This is a genomic window from Silvibacterium bohemicum (assembly GCF_001006305.1).
Classification (GTDB): domain Bacteria; phylum Acidobacteriota; class Terriglobia; order Terriglobales; family Acidobacteriaceae; genus Silvibacterium; species Silvibacterium bohemicum.
Map to the genome: position 1 here is coordinate 1 of NZ_LBHJ01000008.1, position 18,336 is coordinate 18,336.

General features: G+C 57.9%; 17 protein-coding genes and 1 tRNA gene. 11 read left to right on the plus strand and 7 right to left on the minus strand.

Going from position 1 to position 18,336, the window contains the following annotated elements:
- The first annotated feature begins 156 nt into the window (after positions 1-156).
- Positions 157-330: a hypothetical protein gene (locus tag XX99_RS27295; protein ID WP_156186008.1), complete on the plus strand. Its 174-nt coding sequence runs from the start codon at positions 157-159 to the stop codon at positions 328-330.
- A 91-nt stretch (positions 331-421) separates the two neighbouring features.
- Here XX99_RS27295 and poxB read toward each other — a convergent pair whose 3' ends face one another.
- The 4 genes from poxB to XX99_RS15195 form a co-directional block, all read right to left on the minus strand.
- Positions 422-2,149 carry a ubiquinone-dependent pyruvate dehydrogenase gene (poxB, locus tag XX99_RS15175; protein WP_050060270.1) on the minus strand — a complete coding sequence of 576 codons (1,728 nt, stop codon included), beginning with the start codon at positions 2,147-2,149 and terminating at the stop codon, positions 422-424.
- Positions 2,150-2,265: 116 nt separating this feature from the next.
- Positions 2,266-3,711, minus strand: coding sequence for a class II fumarate hydratase (fumC, locus tag XX99_RS15180; protein WP_050060271.1), 1,446 nt, complete (start codon positions 3,709-3,711; stop codon positions 2,266-2,268).
- A 65-nt stretch (positions 3,712-3,776) separates the two neighbouring features.
- On the minus strand, positions 3,777-5,492 hold the full coding sequence (locus XX99_RS15185; RefSeq protein ID WP_050060272.1) for an NAD-dependent malic enzyme: 1,716 nt from the start codon (positions 5,490-5,492) through the stop codon (positions 3,777-3,779).
- A gap of 1,905 nt (positions 5,493-7,397) precedes the next feature.
- A tRNA-Ser gene (locus XX99_RS15195) sits at positions 7,398-7,487 on the minus strand.
- Positions 7,488-7,523: 36 nt separating this feature from the next.
- Between XX99_RS15195 and XX99_RS15200 the strand changes: the two genes are divergently transcribed.
- A complete protein-coding gene (locus tag XX99_RS15200) occupies positions 7,524-8,960 on the plus strand; it encodes an MATE family efflux transporter (RefSeq protein WP_082125617.1) in 1,437 nt (478 codons plus the stop codon).
- Positions 8,961-9,049: 89 nt separating this feature from the next.
- Here XX99_RS15200 and XX99_RS15205 read toward each other — a convergent pair whose 3' ends face one another.
- Positions 9,050-9,463 (minus strand): Rrf2 family transcriptional regulator, encoded by a 414-nt coding sequence (locus XX99_RS15205; protein WP_050060274.1) that lies wholly within the window; start codon positions 9,461-9,463, stop codon positions 9,050-9,052.
- A gap of 230 nt (positions 9,464-9,693) precedes the next feature.
- On the opposite strand from XX99_RS15205, the gene XX99_RS15210 reads away from it, so the two are divergent.
- From XX99_RS15210 to map, 4 genes are read left to right on the plus strand one after another with little or no spacing between them, the layout of a single operon-like run.
- Entirely contained in the window at positions 9,694-10,491 is a 798-nt protein-coding gene (locus tag XX99_RS15210; protein ID WP_050060275.1) for a TIGR00282 family metallophosphoesterase, read from the plus strand.
- A gap of 42 nt (positions 10,492-10,533) precedes the next feature.
- Positions 10,534-10,842 (plus strand): BrnT family toxin, encoded by a 309-nt coding sequence (locus tag XX99_RS15215; RefSeq protein ID WP_050060276.1) that lies wholly within the window; start codon positions 10,534-10,536, stop codon positions 10,840-10,842.
- On the plus strand, positions 10,811-11,125 hold the full coding sequence (locus XX99_RS15220) for a BrnA antitoxin family protein (RefSeq protein WP_050060277.1): 315 nt from the start codon (positions 10,811-10,813) through the stop codon (positions 11,123-11,125). The genes XX99_RS15215 and XX99_RS15220 overlap by 32 nt, the downstream gene beginning before the upstream one ends.
- 10 nt (positions 11,126-11,135) lie before the next feature.
- Positions 11,136-11,879 (plus strand): type I methionyl aminopeptidase, encoded by a 744-nt coding sequence (gene map / locus XX99_RS15225; RefSeq protein WP_050060278.1) that lies wholly within the window; start codon positions 11,136-11,138, stop codon positions 11,877-11,879.
- A 371-nt stretch (positions 11,880-12,250) separates the two neighbouring features.
- Here the strand turns inward: map and XX99_RS15230 are convergent, their stop codons facing one another.
- Positions 12,251-14,005: a lysine--tRNA ligase gene (locus tag XX99_RS15230; protein WP_050060279.1), complete on the minus strand. Its 1,755-nt coding sequence runs from the start codon at positions 14,003-14,005 to the stop codon at positions 12,251-12,253.
- 117 nt (positions 14,006-14,122) lie between these two features.
- Between XX99_RS15230 and XX99_RS15235 the strand changes: the two genes are divergently transcribed.
- The 4 genes from XX99_RS15235 to XX99_RS15250 all read left to right on the plus strand — a co-directional run bounded on the left by XX99_RS15235 (position 14,123) and on the right by XX99_RS15250 (position 16,064).
- Positions 14,123-14,377, plus strand: a complete 255-nt coding sequence (locus XX99_RS15235; protein WP_184085212.1) for an AtpZ/AtpI family protein — start codon at positions 14,123-14,125, stop codon at positions 14,375-14,377.
- 6 nt (positions 14,378-14,383) lie between these two features.
- The gene (locus XX99_RS15240) at positions 14,384-14,848 is read left to right on the plus strand and encodes an ATP synthase subunit I (protein ID WP_050060281.1); all 465 of its coding nucleotides are present in this window, start codon (positions 14,384-14,386) and stop codon (positions 14,846-14,848) included.
- Positions 14,849-14,874: 26 nt separating this feature from the next.
- Positions 14,875-15,618, plus strand: coding sequence for a F0F1 ATP synthase subunit A (atpB, locus tag XX99_RS15245; RefSeq protein WP_050060282.1), 744 nt, complete (start codon positions 14,875-14,877; stop codon positions 15,616-15,618).
- Between the two features lie 140 nt (positions 15,619-15,758).
- Complete coding sequence (locus XX99_RS15250; RefSeq protein WP_050060283.1) at positions 15,759-16,064, plus strand: ATP synthase F0 subunit C; 306 nt, start codon at positions 15,759-15,761, stop codon at positions 16,062-16,064.
- A 238-nt stretch (positions 16,065-16,302) separates the two neighbouring features.
- Here the strand turns inward: XX99_RS15250 and XX99_RS15255 are convergent, their stop codons facing one another.
- Positions 16,303-16,764 (minus strand): hypothetical protein, encoded by a 462-nt coding sequence (locus XX99_RS15255; protein ID WP_184085209.1) that lies wholly within the window; start codon positions 16,762-16,764, stop codon positions 16,303-16,305.
- 326 nt (positions 16,765-17,090) lie between these two features.
- On the opposite strand from XX99_RS15255, the gene XX99_RS15260 reads away from it, so the two are divergent.
- Positions 17,091-18,266 (plus strand): tetratricopeptide repeat protein, encoded by a 1,176-nt coding sequence (locus XX99_RS15260; RefSeq protein WP_156186011.1) that lies wholly within the window; start codon positions 17,091-17,093, stop codon positions 18,264-18,266.
- Positions 18,267-18,336: the final 70 nt, after the last annotated feature.

Below are 18,336 nucleotides of genomic sequence, written 5' to 3' on the forward strand. Positions count from 1 at the left end.
CTCCTCTGAAACCGCTGCTACCATCCTCCGCCTTAGCGGAGACTTACAGCGGCGGACCATCTCATTAGCCGACTTCGCAGAGAAAACGCTTCGGGCAACCCTGCACCTGCGGATCGGGTCCAACTATTCAGGGAGCAATCCCGTGGAGGAGTATCGATGTCGAACACTCAGCAATCCGGGCATGACCAGGGAAGCCACAAAAAAGAGAAGGAAGGCGCCGGCCATCAGCAGCAGCAACAGCAGCCCAACGATCAAAAGTCGGGGCAGCATGGTGACACTGGAAAGAAACAGGAACATCAGCAGCACGGCGATTCCGGACAACGGAAATAGGCCGGCACGCTAACTGAGATCGATCGGTAAAGAAAGAGGGGATGCGGCGGAATGCCGCATCCCCTCCTCGTTTGATCCATAAGCCGATCGTCTACCGATTGAGAAAGTTTGTCATAGCCAGATCGATGACCTCGTCGCCCCGTCCATTCATCACGGTGCGAAGCATGTAAAGGGTGAACCCGCGAGCCTGCTCCAGGGTGATAGTTGGAGGCATGGAAAGCTCCTGGCTGTTGACGATCACCTCGATCAGCGCCGGCCCATCGTGAGCGAGCGCTTTCGTCATGGCGGGGCGCAGTTCTTCCGGCTTCTCCACGCGGATGCCGAGAATATCCGCAGACCCCGCCAGCTTGGAGAAATCCGGATTCACCAGATTCGTGCCGAAGCTCACCATGCCGATCGCCTTCAGCTCCAGTTCCACAAAACTGAGCGCGCTATTGTTGAAGACCACCAGTTTGACAGGGAGCTTGAGCTGCCTCAAAGTGAGTAGGTCGCCGAGCAGCATGGCAATGCCGCCATCGCCGGAGAGACTGATGACCTGCCTGCCGGGGAACGCAGCCTGTGCGCCAATCGCGTGAGGCATGGCGTTGGCCATGGTGCCGTGATTGAACGATCCCAGCAGGCGGCGCTTACCGTTCATCGTGAGATAGCGAGATGCCCAAACCGTCGGCGTGCCCACATCGCAGGTGAAGATCGCATCTTCGTCGGCGAGTTCGTCGACGATCTTGGCCACGTACTGCGGATGAATCGGCGTTCTTCCCGGCTCGCCGGTGGCCAGGCTGTCGAGATCTTTGCGTGTTTCTTTGTAGTGCTCCACGCATTTATCGAGATACCCGCGATCCGCTTTCTCCTGCAACAGCGGCAATAGCGCACTGACCGTATCTCTCACCGTGCCGACTAACCCCAGATCGACAGGAGTTCTTCTGCCGATCTGCTCGCCGCGCACATCCACTTGAATGATCTTTGCTGACTTGGGATAGAACTGCTGGTAAGGGAAGTCCGTCCCCAGCATGAGCAGCGCGTCGCAGTTCATCATGGCGTGGTAGCCGGAGGCGAAGCCCAGCAGACCGGTCATGCCCACGTCGTAAGGATTGTCGTACTCGATGAACTCTTTGCCGCGCAGCGCATGCACAACGGGAGCCTTGAGCTTCTCCGCAATAGCCAGCAGCTCCGCATGCGCCCCCTCGCATCCCGCGCCGCCGAGGATCGTAATCTTCTTGGCGCCATTGAGGATTTGCGCGGCTGCCTTGAGTTCTTTCTCCGAAGGATGAATGACAGTGGCAAGGTCCTTGAATCCCAGTTCAATCGCAGGCGAGGGACATTCGCGCAGAGCGATATCGCCGGGCAGAACCACCACCGCGACACCGCGCTTGGCAATGGCCGTGCGCATGGCGATGGCCAGCACGCGCGGCATCTGCGCCGGGTGCGAGACCAGCTCGCAGTAGTAGCTGCAATCCTTGAAAAGATGTTCCGGACTGGTCTCCTGGAAGTAGCCGCTGCCGATCTCCAGGCTGGGAATCTGCGCGGCGATAGCCAATACGGGCACACGGCTGCGCTGGCAATCATAGAGCCCGTTAATCAGGTGCAGATTGCCGGGGCCGCAACTGCCCGCGCAGACCGCAATCTCTCCGGTCAATGCCGCCTCTGCGCCTGCCGCGAAAGCAGCGACCTCCTCGTGCCTCGTGTGCATCCATGCGATACCATCGCGGCGGCGGATGGTATCCGTCATGCCGTTGAGGGAATCTCCGGGAACTCCGTACACGCGCTTTACGCCTGCCGCGATCATCGTATCTACCAGAACTTCAGCGACGGTCTTGGACATGTCCTCATCCTTATTCGGTTGTATTGAAATTGCCGCCGGCAATCGAAGGGATCACGGCGGACATCGATGGACAACGAAAGAGCGCTTTCGTCGTCCATCGATGTGGATTGCGAAAGTCAGTGGTTAGGGAAGACCATTTTCTTCGGGTCGACGACTTCATCGAATGTCTTCTCATCGATCCATCCCGTCGCCAGCGCCGCCTGCTTCAAGGTTGTCTCTTCATCCATCGCCTTGTGAGCGATCTTCGAAGCCTTGTCGTAGCCGATCACTGGACTGAGCGCGGTCACGAGCATCAGCGAGTTTTGCACGAACTGCGCGATGCGCTTCTCGTTCAGCTTTGTTCCTTCGACAGAGAAGACACGAAACTTCTCGCAGCCGTCGGCAAGAATGCGCGCAGAGTGAAGGAAATTGTTGATGATGATCGGCCGCATCGCATTCAACTCGAAGTTTCCCTGCGAACCGGCGAAGGCCACTGCGGCATCGTCGCCGATAACCTGAATGCAGATCATTACCATGGCCTCACACTGCGTGGGATTGACCTTGCCGGGCATGATCGACGAGCCCGGCTCATTCTCCGGCAGTTCAAGTTCGCCGAGCCCACAGCGCGGACCCGAGGCCAGCCAGCGCATATCGTTGGCAATCTTCATCAGTGCGACGGCGAGAGAGCGCAGCGCGGCATGCGCGTTCACCATGGCATCGAGCGAGCCCTGTGCGGCGAACTTGTTCGGAGCTGTGACGAAGGGCAGTGCGGTCAGCTCCGCGATCTTCGCGGCGATGGCTTCGCCGAACCCAGCCGGAGCATTCAGCCCCGTACCTACCGCAGTGCCGCCGGCAGCCAATTGATAGAGACCGCCGAGAGAATGCTCGATCAACGCCATGGCGTCGCGAATCTGAACCGCATAGCCTGACCACTCCTGGCCCACGGTGAGCGGCACCGCATCTTCGAGGTGTGTGCGGCCGATCTTGACGACGTCATGCCACCGCTTCGACTTCTCCTCGATCGTCGCAGCCAGCGCATCGACTCGCGGCAGGAGATAGTTTTTGATTTCGAGAACGCTGGCGACGTGCATCGCCGTGGGAAAGGTATCATTCGAAGACTGCGCCATGTTGACGTGATCGTTGGGGTGAATGGGCGTCTTGCTTCCCAGCTCTCCACCGAGCAGTTGAATGGCGCGGTTGGAGAGCACTTCGTTCACGTTCATGTTCGACTGCGTGCCTGAGCCGGTCTGCCACACGTAAAGAGGGAACTCGCTGTCCAGCTTGCCGCCGATCACCTCATCGGCAACGGTGGTAATTGCCTCGGCGCGCCACCGGTCGAGATGACCCGAGGCCGCATTCACCAGGGCAGCGGCCTTCTTCACGTAGCCGTAAGCGTGATAAACCTGCTTGGGCATGCGGTCGTCGCCGATCGCAAAGTGGATCAGCGACCGCTCGGTCTGCGCTCCCCAATAGTGGTTGGCCGCAACCTCGATCTCGCCCATCGAGTCCGTCTCTTTACGGGTTCCGGTTGTGCCGATTCCGATGGGGAGCTGCTGCAGTTCGTGCGTTTCTTGCGTTGCCACAAATTACCTCGCGTGGAAGGGGTCGCCCGGGTGAATGGTAAGGGACTTGTGTTGATGGAATGAGCTTAATCGTCGAGGCGCTCATACGTCCGGTAGAACGGCTCCCAGACGTAGCTGTGAAGTTCCTTCTCGAAGGCCTTCTCGTCGCTGAACCCGGAAAGCCCCTCGGCGATAGCCTGCTTGCCCACTGCTTCAGCAACTAGCAGGCTCACCTTTCGTGAATCCGCAAGCGGAGGCAGAAGATCGGCATTCTTGTCGCGGTGCGTGGGCGATTGCGCTGCCAGTGCCTTGGCCGACGCCATGATCATCGCATCGGAGACACGTTTTGCTTTGGATGTGAGAATGCCGAGAGCGAGTCCCGGAAAGATATAAGAATTGTTCGTCTGCGCGAAGTGAACCGTCTTGCCGTTGATCTCGGCGGCAGGAAACGGGCTTCCGGTGCCGATCAATGCCTTACCGTCGCTCCACTTGAGCAGGTCGGCTGGGATGCCTTCCGAGCGGGAGGTGGGATTCGACAAAGGAAAGATGACTGGCCTGTCAGCATGCCTCGTCATCTCCCGCACAATCTCTTCTGTAAACACGCCAGCCTGCCCCGAAACCCCGATCAATACGGTTAATTTCGCATTGCGCGCGACGTCGGCGAGAGATATTTCATCGGAGTTAGAGAGTATCCATCCCTTGAGATCCGATTTCTTGCGCACATACGGAGCTTGGTCAGGCCGAATATCTTTTCCGCCCTCCACCAGCAGGCCGTAGCGATCGACCGCATAAAAATGCCTGTGTGCCTCCGCATCGCTGAGGCCCTCCTCTTTCAAGGCTGCGAGCAAAAGATTCGCGATGCCGATACCCGCCGTACCAAAGCCCAGAATTCCGATGTTCTGCTCTTTCAGTGGAACACCGGTCGCCGTAACTGCGCCTAGAATAGTCGCCGTAGTCACTGCCGCAGTGCCTTGAATATCGTCATTGAACGTGCACAGCTGATCGCGGTAACGCGCCAGAAGACGGGCGGCATTGGTGCCGGCAAAATCCTCCCACTGCAGAAGAATGTGCGGCCAGCGCCGCTTCACTGCTGAAACAAAGGCCTCGACGAAGTCATCGTATTCCTGACCGCGCACCCGCTTGCTGCGCCAGCCGATATAGATCGGATCGCGCAGGCGGTCCTCATTATCCGTGCCCACATCGAGCAGCACCGGCAGGCAATGCTGCGGAGGAATTCCGGCGAGCGCGGTATAAAGAGCCATCTTCCCAATCGGGATGCCCATGCCTCCGGCGCCCTGGTCGCCCAGGCCCAGAATCCTCTCGCCATCGCTGACGACGATGCACCGCACCTTGTCATAACGCGGGTCCGCAAGTATCTGGTCGATGCGATGCTTGTTGGGATAGCTGAGGAACAGGCCGCGCGGCTTGCGCCAGATCTCGCTGAAGCGCTGGCAGCCCTCGCCCACTGTAGGCGTGTAAACAATCGGCAAAAACTTCTCGACATTGCGGGTGACAAGCGCATAGAACAACGTCTCGTTCGTGTCCTGCAGCTCCCGCATGAAGCTGTATCGTCCAAAGCTCGTCGTCTGCAGGTCGAAGGCCTTCATGCGGCGCTCCAACTGTTCGTCGAGCGCTCCCACATGCGGCGGCAGCAGCCCATGCAGCGCAAAGGTGTCCCGCTCAGCCTCGCTAAACGCCGTACCTTTATTCAATGCGGGATGAAGCAGAAGGTCGTAGCCAGCTAGCCTGGTTTTCACCACGCCCGCTTCAGAATTCTCTGTTACTTCGGATGGGGAGCTCATTCGATCCGTCCTTGCTGGATTTAGGAGACAGAACAGCGATGTCTCCACAGCCTAGGATGCGAGTCAAATAACATCGGCTTCAGCAATTTGGCCGTCAGATTTTGCGTGACGGAAACAGCAAATACCATCCCGCAGGATGTGCATCTCCCGCCTGGTGGCCGAGTGCAGATTTCCTAATTTTTATAAAACGAAGATCGAAGCAGAAAGTGTGGGATTTCTTCAAGGAACAAAATTTGCCGCAGAATAATGTCAATAGATATTCATAAGACTTATCGAAAGAGGACACAGCCATCAACACTCGCGCTTATCGGCAATGAAGGCGGCGCATTCCCATGCGCCGTGGTCAAGATACGGCAGATCGTATCTCTTTTTGCGCTGCCGCCCACGGCGCGGTGAACTGCAATGTCCGGCTTGATGTGCCTGGTACTTTAGAGGCGGGATTCAAGAACCGGAGGCGCGGTTACTTGGAGATTTCAGAGGTCTTTCCGCTTCTTCGGACGGCTTCAGCGAAATCGATTAAGATTCCGTCCTTGCACTTGTGTTCAAGCTCGGAGTAAAGCAAGTCCGCTTCCACGCTAGAACTCCCGATAGTCTTGGCACAAGATCTGCAGATCGAATCATGGTTGTTGGAAGCGACATTGAAACGATGAAGGAAACGGGAATCGGGCCGGCTCTCGGGGAATCGCAACATGATGTGCTCCGGAGAATGAGAAGAGCGTGGAGGAATTGGGGAACGGAGACCATGCGGAGCAAGTTGTTTGCCCCACCACGCGATGAGGCTCGGAGCAACTTTAACTGCTGGGTGGAAAGTAGCAGGTAGGAAGCAACGGGAGTAACTAGGCAAATGCCTAGGTTCAAGGTCGATGGAGGTAACAATCGTCAGCATCTACTCCTGAATGGCTGAAGAGGATGCATAAGTGGCAAACCCTTGGTCGCGATTCTTATCCATCCCCATTCAACCATCCCAGTATGGATGGCGCCTGGTTCCTGGGTTGTTCCTGGAGGCTGGTTGTGCCATCACTCAGGCTCAATACTTTCCATCCCGGTCCTTCTATAACCTCTTAGAAAGTCGATAAGGATACTGCCCTGGCACTTGTGCTGATTCTCAAAGTCGAGAAGATCCGCTTCGATGACCGAGCTTCCTACCGTCCTTGAGCAGGCCATACAGATTGAATCGTAGTATTGGGCAACGCCGTTGAATCGATGGCTGAATCGGGAGTCAGGAAGATGTTGAGAGGATGTCGCCATAGTGTGGGGGCTCCAGGGTTGGTAGAAGAAGTCACGAGCTATGTGGTGTAAATGGGGCTATCTGAGGTTTGTGGCAGCTTACTTCTGCATGAGTGTCTTGCCAGCCCATTTGCCAGTGCAGCGGTTCCTTGCTGTCGAATGGCCTTCCGGCAAGGCAGGCCTGCACGCCGTTATAGTAAGAGTTCCAAAATTTTTGAACTTCAGGATGATATAAGGTAAGATTTGCCACGAACTAGGCCTCCACAATTGAGCGGTAGTTTGGGCGCAAATGGCCTTTCATCTAACCTATCTAATCGTAGAGGACTTACTGCCTAGGTGATTACCTAGGTTTCCTTCTCCTTTTCCATAGGCTTCCTGTGGGAAACAACGCCCGCCCGAAAGCGTTCTTTTTGCATCTAAATTTTGTCAACCCAGGCAGACGGGCGGAGAAGGCAGATGCTCCTCGGAACCTGACGGGACCGCCTATGTCCATCCGCCAGATGCCGATGAACATGCAGAGATATCAGGATGAAGGATCGCACGAGTCGACTCCTCAAGGTCCAATACCGGCGCTAAATTGTGATCGCGATTATCGACTGAAAATCTCGGTGACCAGGACAAGGCAGCATGAGGGGCCGGCTAATATATCCCTTTGATTGGAAGATATCTAAAAATCGATGGCGGAGAGTGTGGGATTCGAACCCACGTTAGAGTTTCCCCTAAACACGCTTTCCAAGCGTGCGCCTTCAACCACTCGGCCAACTCTCCTGACTTCTCTATCGAATTTAACATAGCCGGTTGCGGATGGCGCTGCGGGTAGAATCGGGAAATCTTTCTCGATTTGCTCAGGGGCGCGACGCAGTGACCGATCATCTCATCTTCGACGAAAGCGGCAGCGAATTCGGCGGCAAAGTCGACGTCGCCGCCGAGCTGCGCGCGCTGCTGGCCTTGGCCATCCCGGTTGCGCTCTCTGAGATCGGATGGATGACCATGACCGTGGTCGACGTCGTCATGGTCGGCAAGCTGGGACCAGACGCGATCGGCGCAGTCGGCCTGGGCAACGCGATTTACTATGCGCCCTCCATCTTTGGCATCGGCCTGCTGCTCGGCCTCGATACGCTGGTGTCGCGCTCCTGGGGCGCGAAGAACTTCGACGATTGCCATCGCTCGCTGGCGCAGGCCATGTATATTGTCCTTGCCTTCACACCGGTTCTCATGCTCTTCATGGTCGTGGCGCGGCCGCTCTTTGCCGGTAGTGGAATCGACCCGACGGTCAGCCTGCTAGCGCGGCAATATGTGGGCCTGCTCAACTGGGGCACTCTGCCGCTGCTGGTGTACGGAGGATTTCGCCGCTATCTGCAGGGAGTAGGACGGGTGCGGCCGGTGACCTTCGCGCTCATCTCGGCCAATCTCGTGAATCTTGCCGGGAACTGGGTCTTCATCTATGGAAAATTCGGCATGCCAGCGCTCGGCGTGCGCGGATCAGCCTGCTCCACCGTAGTGGCGCGCATTTATATGGCGGGCGTGCTGGTATTTTTCGCATGGCAGCATGAGCGCCGCCGCGGCCACGGATTGTTCGCGCACTGGCCTGGTCCCGATTGGTCGCGCATACGCAGTCTCTTGAGCCTCGGTGTTCCTGCAGCCTTTCAAGTGATCCTTGAAGTTGCGGCTTTTGGAGCTGCCACCATCATGGCCGCGCATCTCAATCCCGTGGCGTTGGCCACGCATGAAATCGCATTGAGCTGCGCCGCTTACACCTACATGGTTCCACTGGGAATTTCCGCAGCGGGCGCGGTTGCTGTAGGCCATGCCATTGGAGCGAAGAACCCGGCGCGTGCACGGCGCGCAGGCTGGATGGCGCTCGGACTCGGAGTCGGCTTCATGGTCGTGACCGCGCTGTTATTTCTCTTTCTGCCTCGACCCATCATGGAGATTTACAGCCGCGATGCGCAGGTGCTGATGCTCGGCAGCCACATCCTAATCATTGTTGCAGCTTTTCAGGTCTTCGACGGCGCGCAGGCTGTAACGACCGGCGCACTGCGCGGACTGGGCGAGACGCGCTTTCCCATGTTGATGAACTTCGCCGGCTATTGGCTGATCGGATTGCCCCTTGGCGCGTGGCTCTGCTTCCACATGCGTTGGGGCTTGCCGGGATTGTGGATCGGCCTGACGCTTTCGCTAGTCCTGATTGCTTCGCTGCTGGTAAGAAGATGGCAGGTCGCAAAGATGCCGGTTCTTTAGAGTGAAAAACTGCACGCAACGAAAATTGCGTGCAGGATTGTTTCGGACACAGTCGACCCAACCACGATCGAAACGATCAGGCCGGCGCTCTAGTGAGTCTTTTTTGATACCTTCTTCGCCAGCTGGCTCAGCGTGGTCTGTGCCAACTCTTTTTCTACAGTCTTGGCTACATTGGCGAAGATCTGGTCGAGAGTGGAATTAATCTTGGCGTGCGACGCTGCTGGAAAAGATCCGGAATGAAAGAGCTCACCGGCATCCAGCGCGCGATGCACATCGCTGAGCGTGATTTCTTTCGCCGGGCGTGCGAGTCTCGACCCTCCGTGCGGGCCCTTCTGGCTTTCCACAATCTCCGCCTGCTGCAGCAGCGAAAAGACACGGCGAATCACTACGGGATTAGTGTTGAGCTTGCGAGCTACGTCCTCAGAGGTCTGCAGTACATCCGGTTCGGCAGCGAGCAAAACGAGGGCGTGGACGCCGGTAGCGAATCGGGTATTGACGGCCATATGTTGCCACGCTACCACAGGTTTTGGAAATTCCAGAAAGGGATTCTGAGGAAAGTTAATTTGTAACAGACGCGGATCGCAGTTTTCCCGAGCAGGAGTCGCATCGATCGCCGTTACTGCCGCAGAGGCGCATCGCGATCGCTGAAGGGATAGGAATCCATGAAAGCCGCGCGGCGTTATAGCATCGATATTGGGTTCAGCCTTCGATCAAAAGCAGGGAGAGAAAGTACTTGCGAATTCTTTTTGTAGGCGACGTCTTCGGCAGCGCGGGTAGACGCATCGTCCGTGAGCATCTGGGGCACGTTGTCGCCGAGCGCGGTGTGGATCTGCTCATCGTCAATGCCGAAAACGCCGCGGGCGGCTTTGGCGTAACTCCCGCGATAGCAGAAGACCTCTTCGATCTCGGAGCACACGTGCTCACCACCGGCAATCATGTCTGGGACAAGCGCGAGATCATCGAATACATGCAGTCGGCGCCCGCCGGCAGCCACGAGCGGCCGCGCCGCGTCATCCGCCCGGCAAACTATGTTGCCGGCACGCCAGGCCACGGTGTCTATGAGGGCGAGCTACCCAACGGACAGGCATACGCCGTCATCAATCTGCAGGGAAGAGTCTTCATGGCCACCAACGACGATCCCTTTCGTACAGCAGATGCTTTGCTCGAGAAGATTAAGGCCAAGGTGATCTTCGTCGACTTCCATGCCGAAGCGACATCGGAGAAGGTCGCGCTGGGATGGTATCTCGACGGCCGCGTCACCGCCGTAGTCGGCACACACACGCACGTTCCGACGGCCGATGACCGTGTGCTTCCCGGTGGCACCGCGTACCAGACGGACGTCGGCATGAGCGGTCCGTACGACAGCGTGATCGGTGTCGAGAAGGAGCAAGTGCTGAATCGCTTCCTCACCGGCATGCCGGGAAAGTTCGACGCCGCCAAAGGCGATCCCCGCATGGCTGCTCTATTGATCGAATGCGATGGAAAGACGGGAAGAGCACAGTCAACACAGCGCCTGTTGCTCGGCGAATAAACTTTATAGAGTTACCGATTTGTAGTTACAATTGAGTAGCGCATGATCTTGTTCGAGTGGGATAAGGCCAAAGCGGAGACGAACCGAAGAAAGCACGGCATTACGTTTGAAGAGTCGACTACTGTTTTCGATGATGCGTACGCCGTTTTTCGGGAAGACCGAGTGATAGATGGCGAACTGCGATGGCACGTGATCGGAGTCGCCTCGAATATGACGGTGTTGCTGGTGGCACATACATTGCGAGATCCATCAGTAGGGCCGGACGAGGTAATCCGCATTATTTCGGCACGAGTGGCGACCAGGAAGGAGAAAATTCTCTATGACGAAAATCGTACGAAAGACCTTGGCTGACATCAAAGTGACTCCAGCCATGAAGCGCCATCTCAAAGAGCTCGCCAGCCGCCCGGACAGCGAGATCGATTTCTCCGATATTCCCGAGCTGACGGAAGACTTCTTCAAGGGCGCAATCAGAAATCCCTTCTATCGCCCGGTGAAGAAGCAGGTCACAGTCCGGCTCGATTCCGACATCATTGCCTGGCTGCGAAAAAAAGGCACAGGCTATCAGACCAGGATGAATGCGCTTCTCCGCTCTGCCATGCTGAAGGAAATTACGACAAAGCAGCGCCAATCTTAAAGGAGAGCCTATGTCCATCAAAACTCCGGAAGAGCTGGCCAGGATGAAGGCCGCGGGCCACGTCGTTCGCAGGATGCTCGAAGCGATGAAGGCAGGCGTGCGTGTCGGCGTCACTACGCTCGAACTCGATCAGATCGGCGCGCAAACCATGCGCGAACACGGAGCCCGCTCCGCTCCGTCGCTGGTCTATGGCTTTCCCGGCGTGAGCTGCATCAGCGTGAATGAGGAGATCGTCCACGGCATCCCCGGCGCTCGCGCGCTGAAGAACGGCGATCTGCTCAAGCTCGATGTAACCATTGAGAAAGATGGCTTTATGGCCGATGCTGCCGAGACCGTAGTTGTCGGCGATGAGAGTGGCGTAGCGAAACAGCTGATCGGCTGCGTGCGGCGCGCCTTCGATGCGGCGATGTCGGTGGCGAAGGCGGGCACGCGCATCTCCGAGATGGGCGCGGCTGTCGAAGCCGAGGTACGCAGGAGCGGCTTCTTCGTCATCCGCGAGCTATGCGGCCACGGTATCGGACGCACCATCCATGAGCGGCCGAACATTCCGAACTATGCCGATCCCAACGCGCGCGGCATTCTGACCGAGGGTCTGGTGATCACCGTCGAACCCATCATCGCCAGCCGCTCGGCAAATGCGTACCTCGCGCAGGATGGCTGGACCATGCGCACCGCCGACCGCGGCCTCGCCGCACACTACGAGCACACGCTGATGATCACCGATGGAGAGCCGTTGCTGCTGACAGCGGCTTAGAGCCTGTTTGGTTTATCGCTCGTCAGTCGTTGTCGGCATAGACAGGTCGCACGTTCGTGGTCTCCCACCCTTCACGATATGACCATGAAGGATGGGGCACCCGACGACTGTCAGGACCCGGTGATTGTCTGAACCTTGATCAATATAAAACTGTGGTCATGAACCTTCGCAGCTGTACAGCTTCGCTCGTCTTGCAACCTGGGTCGTCGTCAAACCTAGGCCGTCATTCTGACGGGCAAAGCGAGGAAGAATCCCAGCGAAGTTTACGCAACAACCACTCTGAGATTCTTCGCGAAGAATGACGCGCAAAGGACGATGGGTGCCCCATCCCTTTCGCGTATTTGCGAAAGGGTGGGAGGCCACAAGCGCTATTACTTTGACGCCTGATCTTCCCGGCGCTCGCCCTCAACCACACTCTTCTGCGGACGCAGCAGCGGAAACAGAATCACATCGCGGATGGACTTCGCGCCGGTAAGGATCATGGTGAGCCGGTCGATGCCGATGCCTTCGCCGCCGGTGGGCGGCAGGCCATAGCCAAGCGCGCGAACGTAGTCCTCGTCCATCTGGTGAGCCTCGTCATCGCCGCGCTCGCGCTCGGAGAGCTGCTGCTTGAATCGTGTCTCCTGCTCGACAGGATCATTCAGCTCGCTGAAAGCATTGCCGACTTCGAATCCCCCGATGTAAAACTCGAAGCGCTCCACCCAGTCCGGCTCATCCGGCTTCTGCTTCGAGAGCGGAGAAACGGCGAGAGGGAAGTCGTAGATGATCGTGGGCTGGATGAGGTGAGGTTCAGCCAAGATTTCGAATAGCGTTGCGATCTGCTTGCCTGCCGGATCGGAGGCTGACAACGATGGCCCCATTCTGCCTCCGCTCTCAATAGTTGTCGCGCCTAAAGATCGGAATATTCCCCTGATTTTGCCCGCTAACAATTGGCGCGAGGACTCGAGTTCTTTATCCGATCCCGCGTCGTCAACTTTTATAAATTCGTAATCTCTAGACCAATGCAGAAATGACTCTTCGGTAGCAAGATCTAGCTCAGTTGGCTTATGAGCCATGTTTTCAGGCCAGAACTTTATGATGGCCTCGCGCATCGAAAGCCTCTTCCACTTATCTAAATCAATCTCAACACCATTGAAGTTCGTAACCGTAGTCCCATTCACTTCCAAAGCCACAAACGTGATCAGCTCCTCCGTCAGCTTCATCAGGTCGTGATAATTCGCATACGCCTGATAGAACTCGAGCATGGTGAACTCGGGGTTGTGCTGGGTCGAGATCCCCTCGTTGCGGAAGTTGCGGTTGATCTCGTACACGCGGTCGATGCCGCCCACCACCAGCCGCTTGAGATACAGCTCCGGCGCGATGCGCAGGAAGAGATCGAGATCGAGCGCGTTGTGATGCGTGGTGAAGGGCTTGGCTGCCGCGCCTCCGGCGATGGACTGCATCATCGGCGTCTCGACTTCGATGTAGCCGCGATCATCGAAAAACTTCCGTATCGACGAGAGCACCTTGGCCCGCTTCACAAACACATCGCGCACCCGGATCGGCTTCCGCGCATCGTCGGAGGGCTCAGCGTTCGATGCCTCGCCGTCAGCCGGCTCCGTCTCTCCATTGAGCACGCCGTTCATGATCAGGTCGACGTAGCGCTGGCGATAACGCAGCTCGATGTCGGCCAGGCCGTGAAACTTGTCGGGCAGCGCCAGCATGGCCTTGGCCAGAAAGGTGATGGTCTCGACGTGGATGGTCAGCTCGCCGGTGCGGGTGCGAAAGAGATAGCCGCCCACGCCGATGTGGTCGCCGAGATCGAGCAGCTTGTAGAGCTCGAAGCCCTGATCGCCCACCGCATCCTTGCGAACGTAGATTTGTAACCGCTCGCCGTTCTGCTGCAGCTGCGCGAAGCCCGCCTTGCCCTGGGCACGGATGGCCATGATGCGGCCCGCGATGGCTACATTGACGCGCTCGGCCTCAAACTGCTCGCCGCTGACCGGATCGTACTTGGCGCGAATCTCCGGCACCGTATGCGTGGCTGAAAAAGAATTCGGATAGGCGCGCTGACCCAGCGCCTCAATTTTTTTCAACGTTTCCTGGCGCTGAGCAGAGAGCTCCCGCTCGAAATCTGATTGGAACACTTGATTTCCCTTGAATTGGTCTTGGGTCAGTATAGATGTTCGGTCGGGAGCATGGGGTCAGGCCTCTCCCGGTTGTGTTTCAATAGGATTTCGGTCAATGCCCGCCAAACCAGAATCATGGATGTCCCGCCACAAAACCCGAACCCCAATGCAAAGTCGGCCAGGGCCAGCGGAGGAGTCCACACCCTCGTCAGGGCGGAAAAACTCACCCAGATCGCTTTCGTGTTGCCATGCGCGCTGCTCATCGGCCTGGGAGCCGGTGTTCTGCTCGACAAGTGGCTGCACCAGCACTGGATTTACATCGTCGGCCTTATCTTTGGAGCGGTTGCCGGCCTGGTCGAGGCCGTCCGTCAGGCATTGCGAGCTAGTTAGGAACACATGACCGATTCTGTAACCACACCGCAGTCTGATTCCATCCCGAATTCCGATGCGACGGCTGAAGCCAATGCCGCCATGAACTTCACCGACGCCGATCTCCGCGCGGCCATGCAGCGTTCGCTGCGTACCTGCGCGGCCATGGGCATCATCCTTACCGGCATCTTCGGATTTGTCTCCGGCTGGCGCTCCGCATTGCTGGCCATCGCCGGGACCATCGTTTCGCTGGTGGGTCTTTACGAGTGGCAGCAGCTCATCGACTTCGTCAACGCGCGCCTTGACCGACAAAAGCCGGCTCGCCCCGCGGCGCGGGTCGCGGTCATGTTCTTTCTGCGCCTGGGATTCGCCGCCGTTGTCATTTATGCTAGTCTAAAGTGTTCTCGCGGTACGCCTTACGCGCTGATCGCAGGTTTGGGACTGGGAGTCCTGGCCCTCGCCATCGAAGCCGTGCGGCTCATCCGCTCCTAAAACCAATCTTCGCATTTCAGGGATTTATGCTCAGCCTCATCAACGCGCTCACGCGACTGCTGAACCTCTACTTTGCCGCGCCGCTGGTCCCGTTTCTCACGAAGCTCGGCATTCACATCGCCCATCCCAACGCTCCGCTGCGCGACAACACGCTGACCCTCGAACTTCTGGTCACGCTCTTCCTGCTGCTCTTCTTCTTCGTCGCGCGGCTCACGCTCAGCGTCGACAAGCCGGGAACGACGCAGCATCTCGCCGAGATCGTGAACGAATTTGTCAGCAGCCAGGGCGAGGCCATCATCGGACACGGCTACGAGCCGCATCTGGTCTTCGCCACCATGATTCTGCTCTTCGTCGGGCTCTGCAATCTCATCGGGCTTCTGCCCGGTCTTGAGACTCCGACCGCGAATCCCGTGGTTCCCCTGGGCATCGCGTTGCTCACCTTTGTCTATTACAACTGGAATGGCGTCCGCACCCAGGGCTTGTTTCGATATATCGCGCACTTCGCCGGACCTATCTGGTGGGTCGCGCCACTGCTGTTTCCGATTGAGATCATCTCGCACCTTGCTCGCATCATGTCGCTCACCATCCGTCTTTACGCGAACATGTTTGCCAGCGATCTGCTCACCCTGGTCTTCTTTTCGATGGTGCCTCTCGGACTTCCAGTAGTATTTTTGGGCCTGCACTTCGGTGTGGCGCTGATCCAGGCTTATGTCTTCATGCTGCTGACTCTGATCTACCTCTCGCAGGCGGTCGCGCAAGAGGACCACTAGAATTTTGTTTTAAAAGAAAATTCTTCCGCGGCGGAGCGCTTCCGCCGCCGCCGGAAGCGCCGTTCAGCGTGAGGGGGCCAGCACGGTGAGCCTCAACCACCCACTGGCGGCATATCACCCGGGAAGCAAGGAGATACACGATGCGCAAACTGCAATATGTTCTTATGACGCTGGCCGTGCTGTTGATGGCCGTGCCGGCGTTCGCACAAACCGGACAGGGCGGCGGATCGGCCAGCCTGGTTCCCATCGGAGCCGGAATCGGCATGGCCATCGCTGCCGGTCTCTGCGGCCTGGGTCAGGGCAAAGCCACCGCTTCGGCAACCGAAGCGCTCGCCCGCAATCCCGGAGCCCGCGCCGGCATCCAGCTCTTGCTGGTTCTCGGCCTGGCCTTCATCGAGTCCCTCACCCTGTTCACCCTGGTTGTGATCTTCCTCAAGGCCAAGTAACGCAGTTGGTAACATCCATAAGAAAAGCCTCCGTCGACGGAGGCTTTTTCTTATGGCAGGTTCAGGGGAACAACATCATTGGACAGATTCGTCGGCCGTGGAGCCATCGCCGCTTTTTTGTAACGTCCCGTCATCCTGACGACCTGAGGGAGGAAGGATCTTAGCGATGTTGCGCCGTCAACGGAACTGAGATCCTTCGCTGCGCTCAGAATGACGAGCCTATAGCGCTATCCTTCCTTTAGCCCGCAGCCTCGGGATGTCCATATAGGGCCCCGGCGCTTTCCACTCTCAGGGGCGCGAGCAGCTGCTCCTCCGGTGTTACCAGGAAGCGGCGGACGTAGCGCAGTGGCTCGTCCAGCGTTGCCATCTCGCGAAGATGATATCTCCAGGCATGCGGTTTCAGCGTCCGGCGAACATAGGCCTTACGCGTAATCGTGATCGTCTCGCCGCGGCTGTTAAGCCGGGAGAACTGCTGCATGGGAACGACGAACTGCGTCGGCTGGCCCTGCTTCCAGAAATGCTTGGCGAAGTCGTGCGAGAACAGCAGCGCATAGTAGCGGTGGCCGCGGGCCAGGGTATCGACGGCGGCCTGCGCGTCGCGCCACTCGGGATCGATCATCGCCTCATACCATGGGCGCAGATCGAATCCGTTGGTACGCGCCTGCAATAGAAGCAGGCGGAGAAGCTCTCTCTTGGTCATTCCAGCACCTCCGGGGGCACGTTGGGGATACGTCAGACAGCCGGTTCCACGGATAACTCGACAATAGCACCGAAAAATTAATTTCGCGCCCGGGTTCGAGGAATATCCAGCTGAGACTCACAATCTACAAACCGATTTCCGGCAAGAAATCCCTTTCTTTGGGAGCTTTTTCGCCGCATCTAAAAGGTCCCGTGATCTCGTCTATCGTTGGAGTACAGTTGTTCGGTCGGATTCTATTTTGAGGAAAGACATTCATTTTGGTGGAGTTGCTCACTCGAGTTTTTAGAAGATCAAGCCGCGGCCTCGGCCGCCGGACGGCCATTCTTGTGTTTGGAATCGGTATTTCCGCGACTGCAGGCGCGCAGGCCGTCGACACCAACCCGCTCAACCGTGCGCCCGAAACGCGGGCCGCCTTCGACCGCTTTTATGTCATGGACTACGACGGGGCGCTCTCGCGCTTCCAGGCCATCCAGGCCGCGCATCCCCAGGATCCCATCGCCACCGATTACGTGCTGGATGTGACTCTGTTTAAGGAACTCTTCCGGCTTGACCTGCTGGATACCACCTTCTATGCCAACGACGGTTTCCTCACCGGCAAGCACACCGTCGTCGAGGACCCCAAGGTCCGCGATCAGATCAAATCCTTGTCGGACAAGGCCTTCGACCAAGCCGATGCAGCGCTGAAAATCAACTCCAACGACGCGAATGCACTCTTCGCGCGGGGCTGGGCGCGCAGCCTTGAAGCCGCTTACCTGGCAATGGTTGAACGGAGCTTCGGCGCAGGCCTAAAGCTGGCTCTGGGTGCCAAGAACGATCACGAAAAGGTGCTGCAGCTCGATCCCAACTATATCGACGCCAAAATGGTAGTGGGGATCTACCAATATGTTGTCGGAGCCCTGCCCTTCGGCTTCAAAATACTCATCGGCTTTGCAGGCATCCACGGCTCGAAGAGCGCCGGCATGACCTTGCTTCAGGATTCGTCGGCGCGCGGGGTCATCACCAGCGTCGAATCGCGGACGGCGACGATGCTGTTCTTGCGCCGCGAGGCCAAGTATCCGCAGGCCGGCGAGATCGCCCGCGGATTGGCTGACCAATATCCGCACGACTTCCTGTTCAGCCTGGAACAGGCGAATCTATTCAAAGACGCGGGAGATGGGCCGAAGGCCATCGCGCAGTACCGGCTGGTCATCGATAACTCCAAGCGCCCCGGCTACTTTCCCGCCTCGCATCTGGAGCTGGCGTACTTCGGCTTGGCCGATACCCTGCGCGGCCAGAAGATGTATCCCGCCTCCGTGGACGCCTATCGCGAGGCAGCCTTTATACCGACCACCAGCCCGGAGCTGAAGCGGCGCTGCCTGCTGGCAGCCGGCCAGGTCTACGACCTGATGAACGATCACGACAAGGCCCGCCAACAGTACCAGGCAGTGATCGACGCCGGCAGCGACAGCGTGCAGGCGGAACAGGCGCGCAAGTTCCAGCATTCGGCCTACACCGGCCATTGATTCGGGAGCGCCTGCCGCACCAGTCGCATCGGGGAACTGCGGCTCCCTTTCCCGCGTACCTTTTACTGAC

Excerpts from the sequence above, each read along its gene's own strand:
- XX99_RS15215 (WP_050060276.1), top strand. The coding sequence starts at position 10,534 with ATGATCTTGTTCGAGTGGGATAAGGCCAAAGCGGAGACGAACCGAAGA.
- XX99_RS15220 (WP_050060277.1), top strand. The coding sequence starts at position 10,811 with ATGACGAAAATCGTACGAAAGACCTTGGCTGACATCAAAGTGACTCCA.
- XX99_RS15255 (WP_184085209.1), bottom strand. The coding sequence starts at position 16,764 with ATGACCAAGAGAGAGCTTCTCCGCCTGCTTCTATTGCAGGCGCGTACC.
- XX99_RS15205 (WP_050060274.1), bottom strand. The coding sequence starts at position 9,463 with ATGGCCGTCAATACCCGATTCGCTACCGGCGTCCACGCCCTCGTTTTG.
- map (WP_050060278.1), top strand. The coding sequence starts at position 11,136 with ATGTCCATCAAAACTCCGGAAGAGCTGGCCAGGATGAAGGCCGCGGGC.
- atpB (WP_050060282.1), top strand. The coding sequence starts at position 14,875 with ATGCTCAGCCTCATCAACGCGCTCACGCGACTGCTGAACCTCTACTTT.
- XX99_RS15185 (WP_050060272.1), bottom strand. The coding sequence starts at position 5,492 with ATGAGCTCCCCATCCGAAGTAACAGAGAATTCTGAAGCGGGCGTGGTG.
- XX99_RS15200 (WP_082125617.1), top strand. The coding sequence starts at position 7,524 with ATGGCGCTGCGGGTAGAATCGGGAAATCTTTCTCGATTTGCTCAGGGG.
- XX99_RS15240 (WP_050060281.1), top strand. The coding sequence starts at position 14,384 with ATGACCGATTCTGTAACCACACCGCAGTCTGATTCCATCCCGAATTCC.
- XX99_RS15235 (WP_184085212.1), top strand. The coding sequence starts at position 14,123 with ATGGATGTCCCGCCACAAAACCCGAACCCCAATGCAAAGTCGGCCAGG.
- XX99_RS27295 (WP_156186008.1), top strand. The coding sequence starts at position 157 with ATGTCGAACACTCAGCAATCCGGGCATGACCAGGGAAGCCACAAAAAA.
- XX99_RS15250 (WP_050060283.1), top strand. The coding sequence starts at position 15,759 with ATGCGCAAACTGCAATATGTTCTTATGACGCTGGCCGTGCTGTTGATG.
- poxB (WP_050060270.1), bottom strand. The coding sequence starts at position 2,149 with ATGTCCAAGACCGTCGCTGAAGTTCTGGTAGATACGATGATCGCGGCA.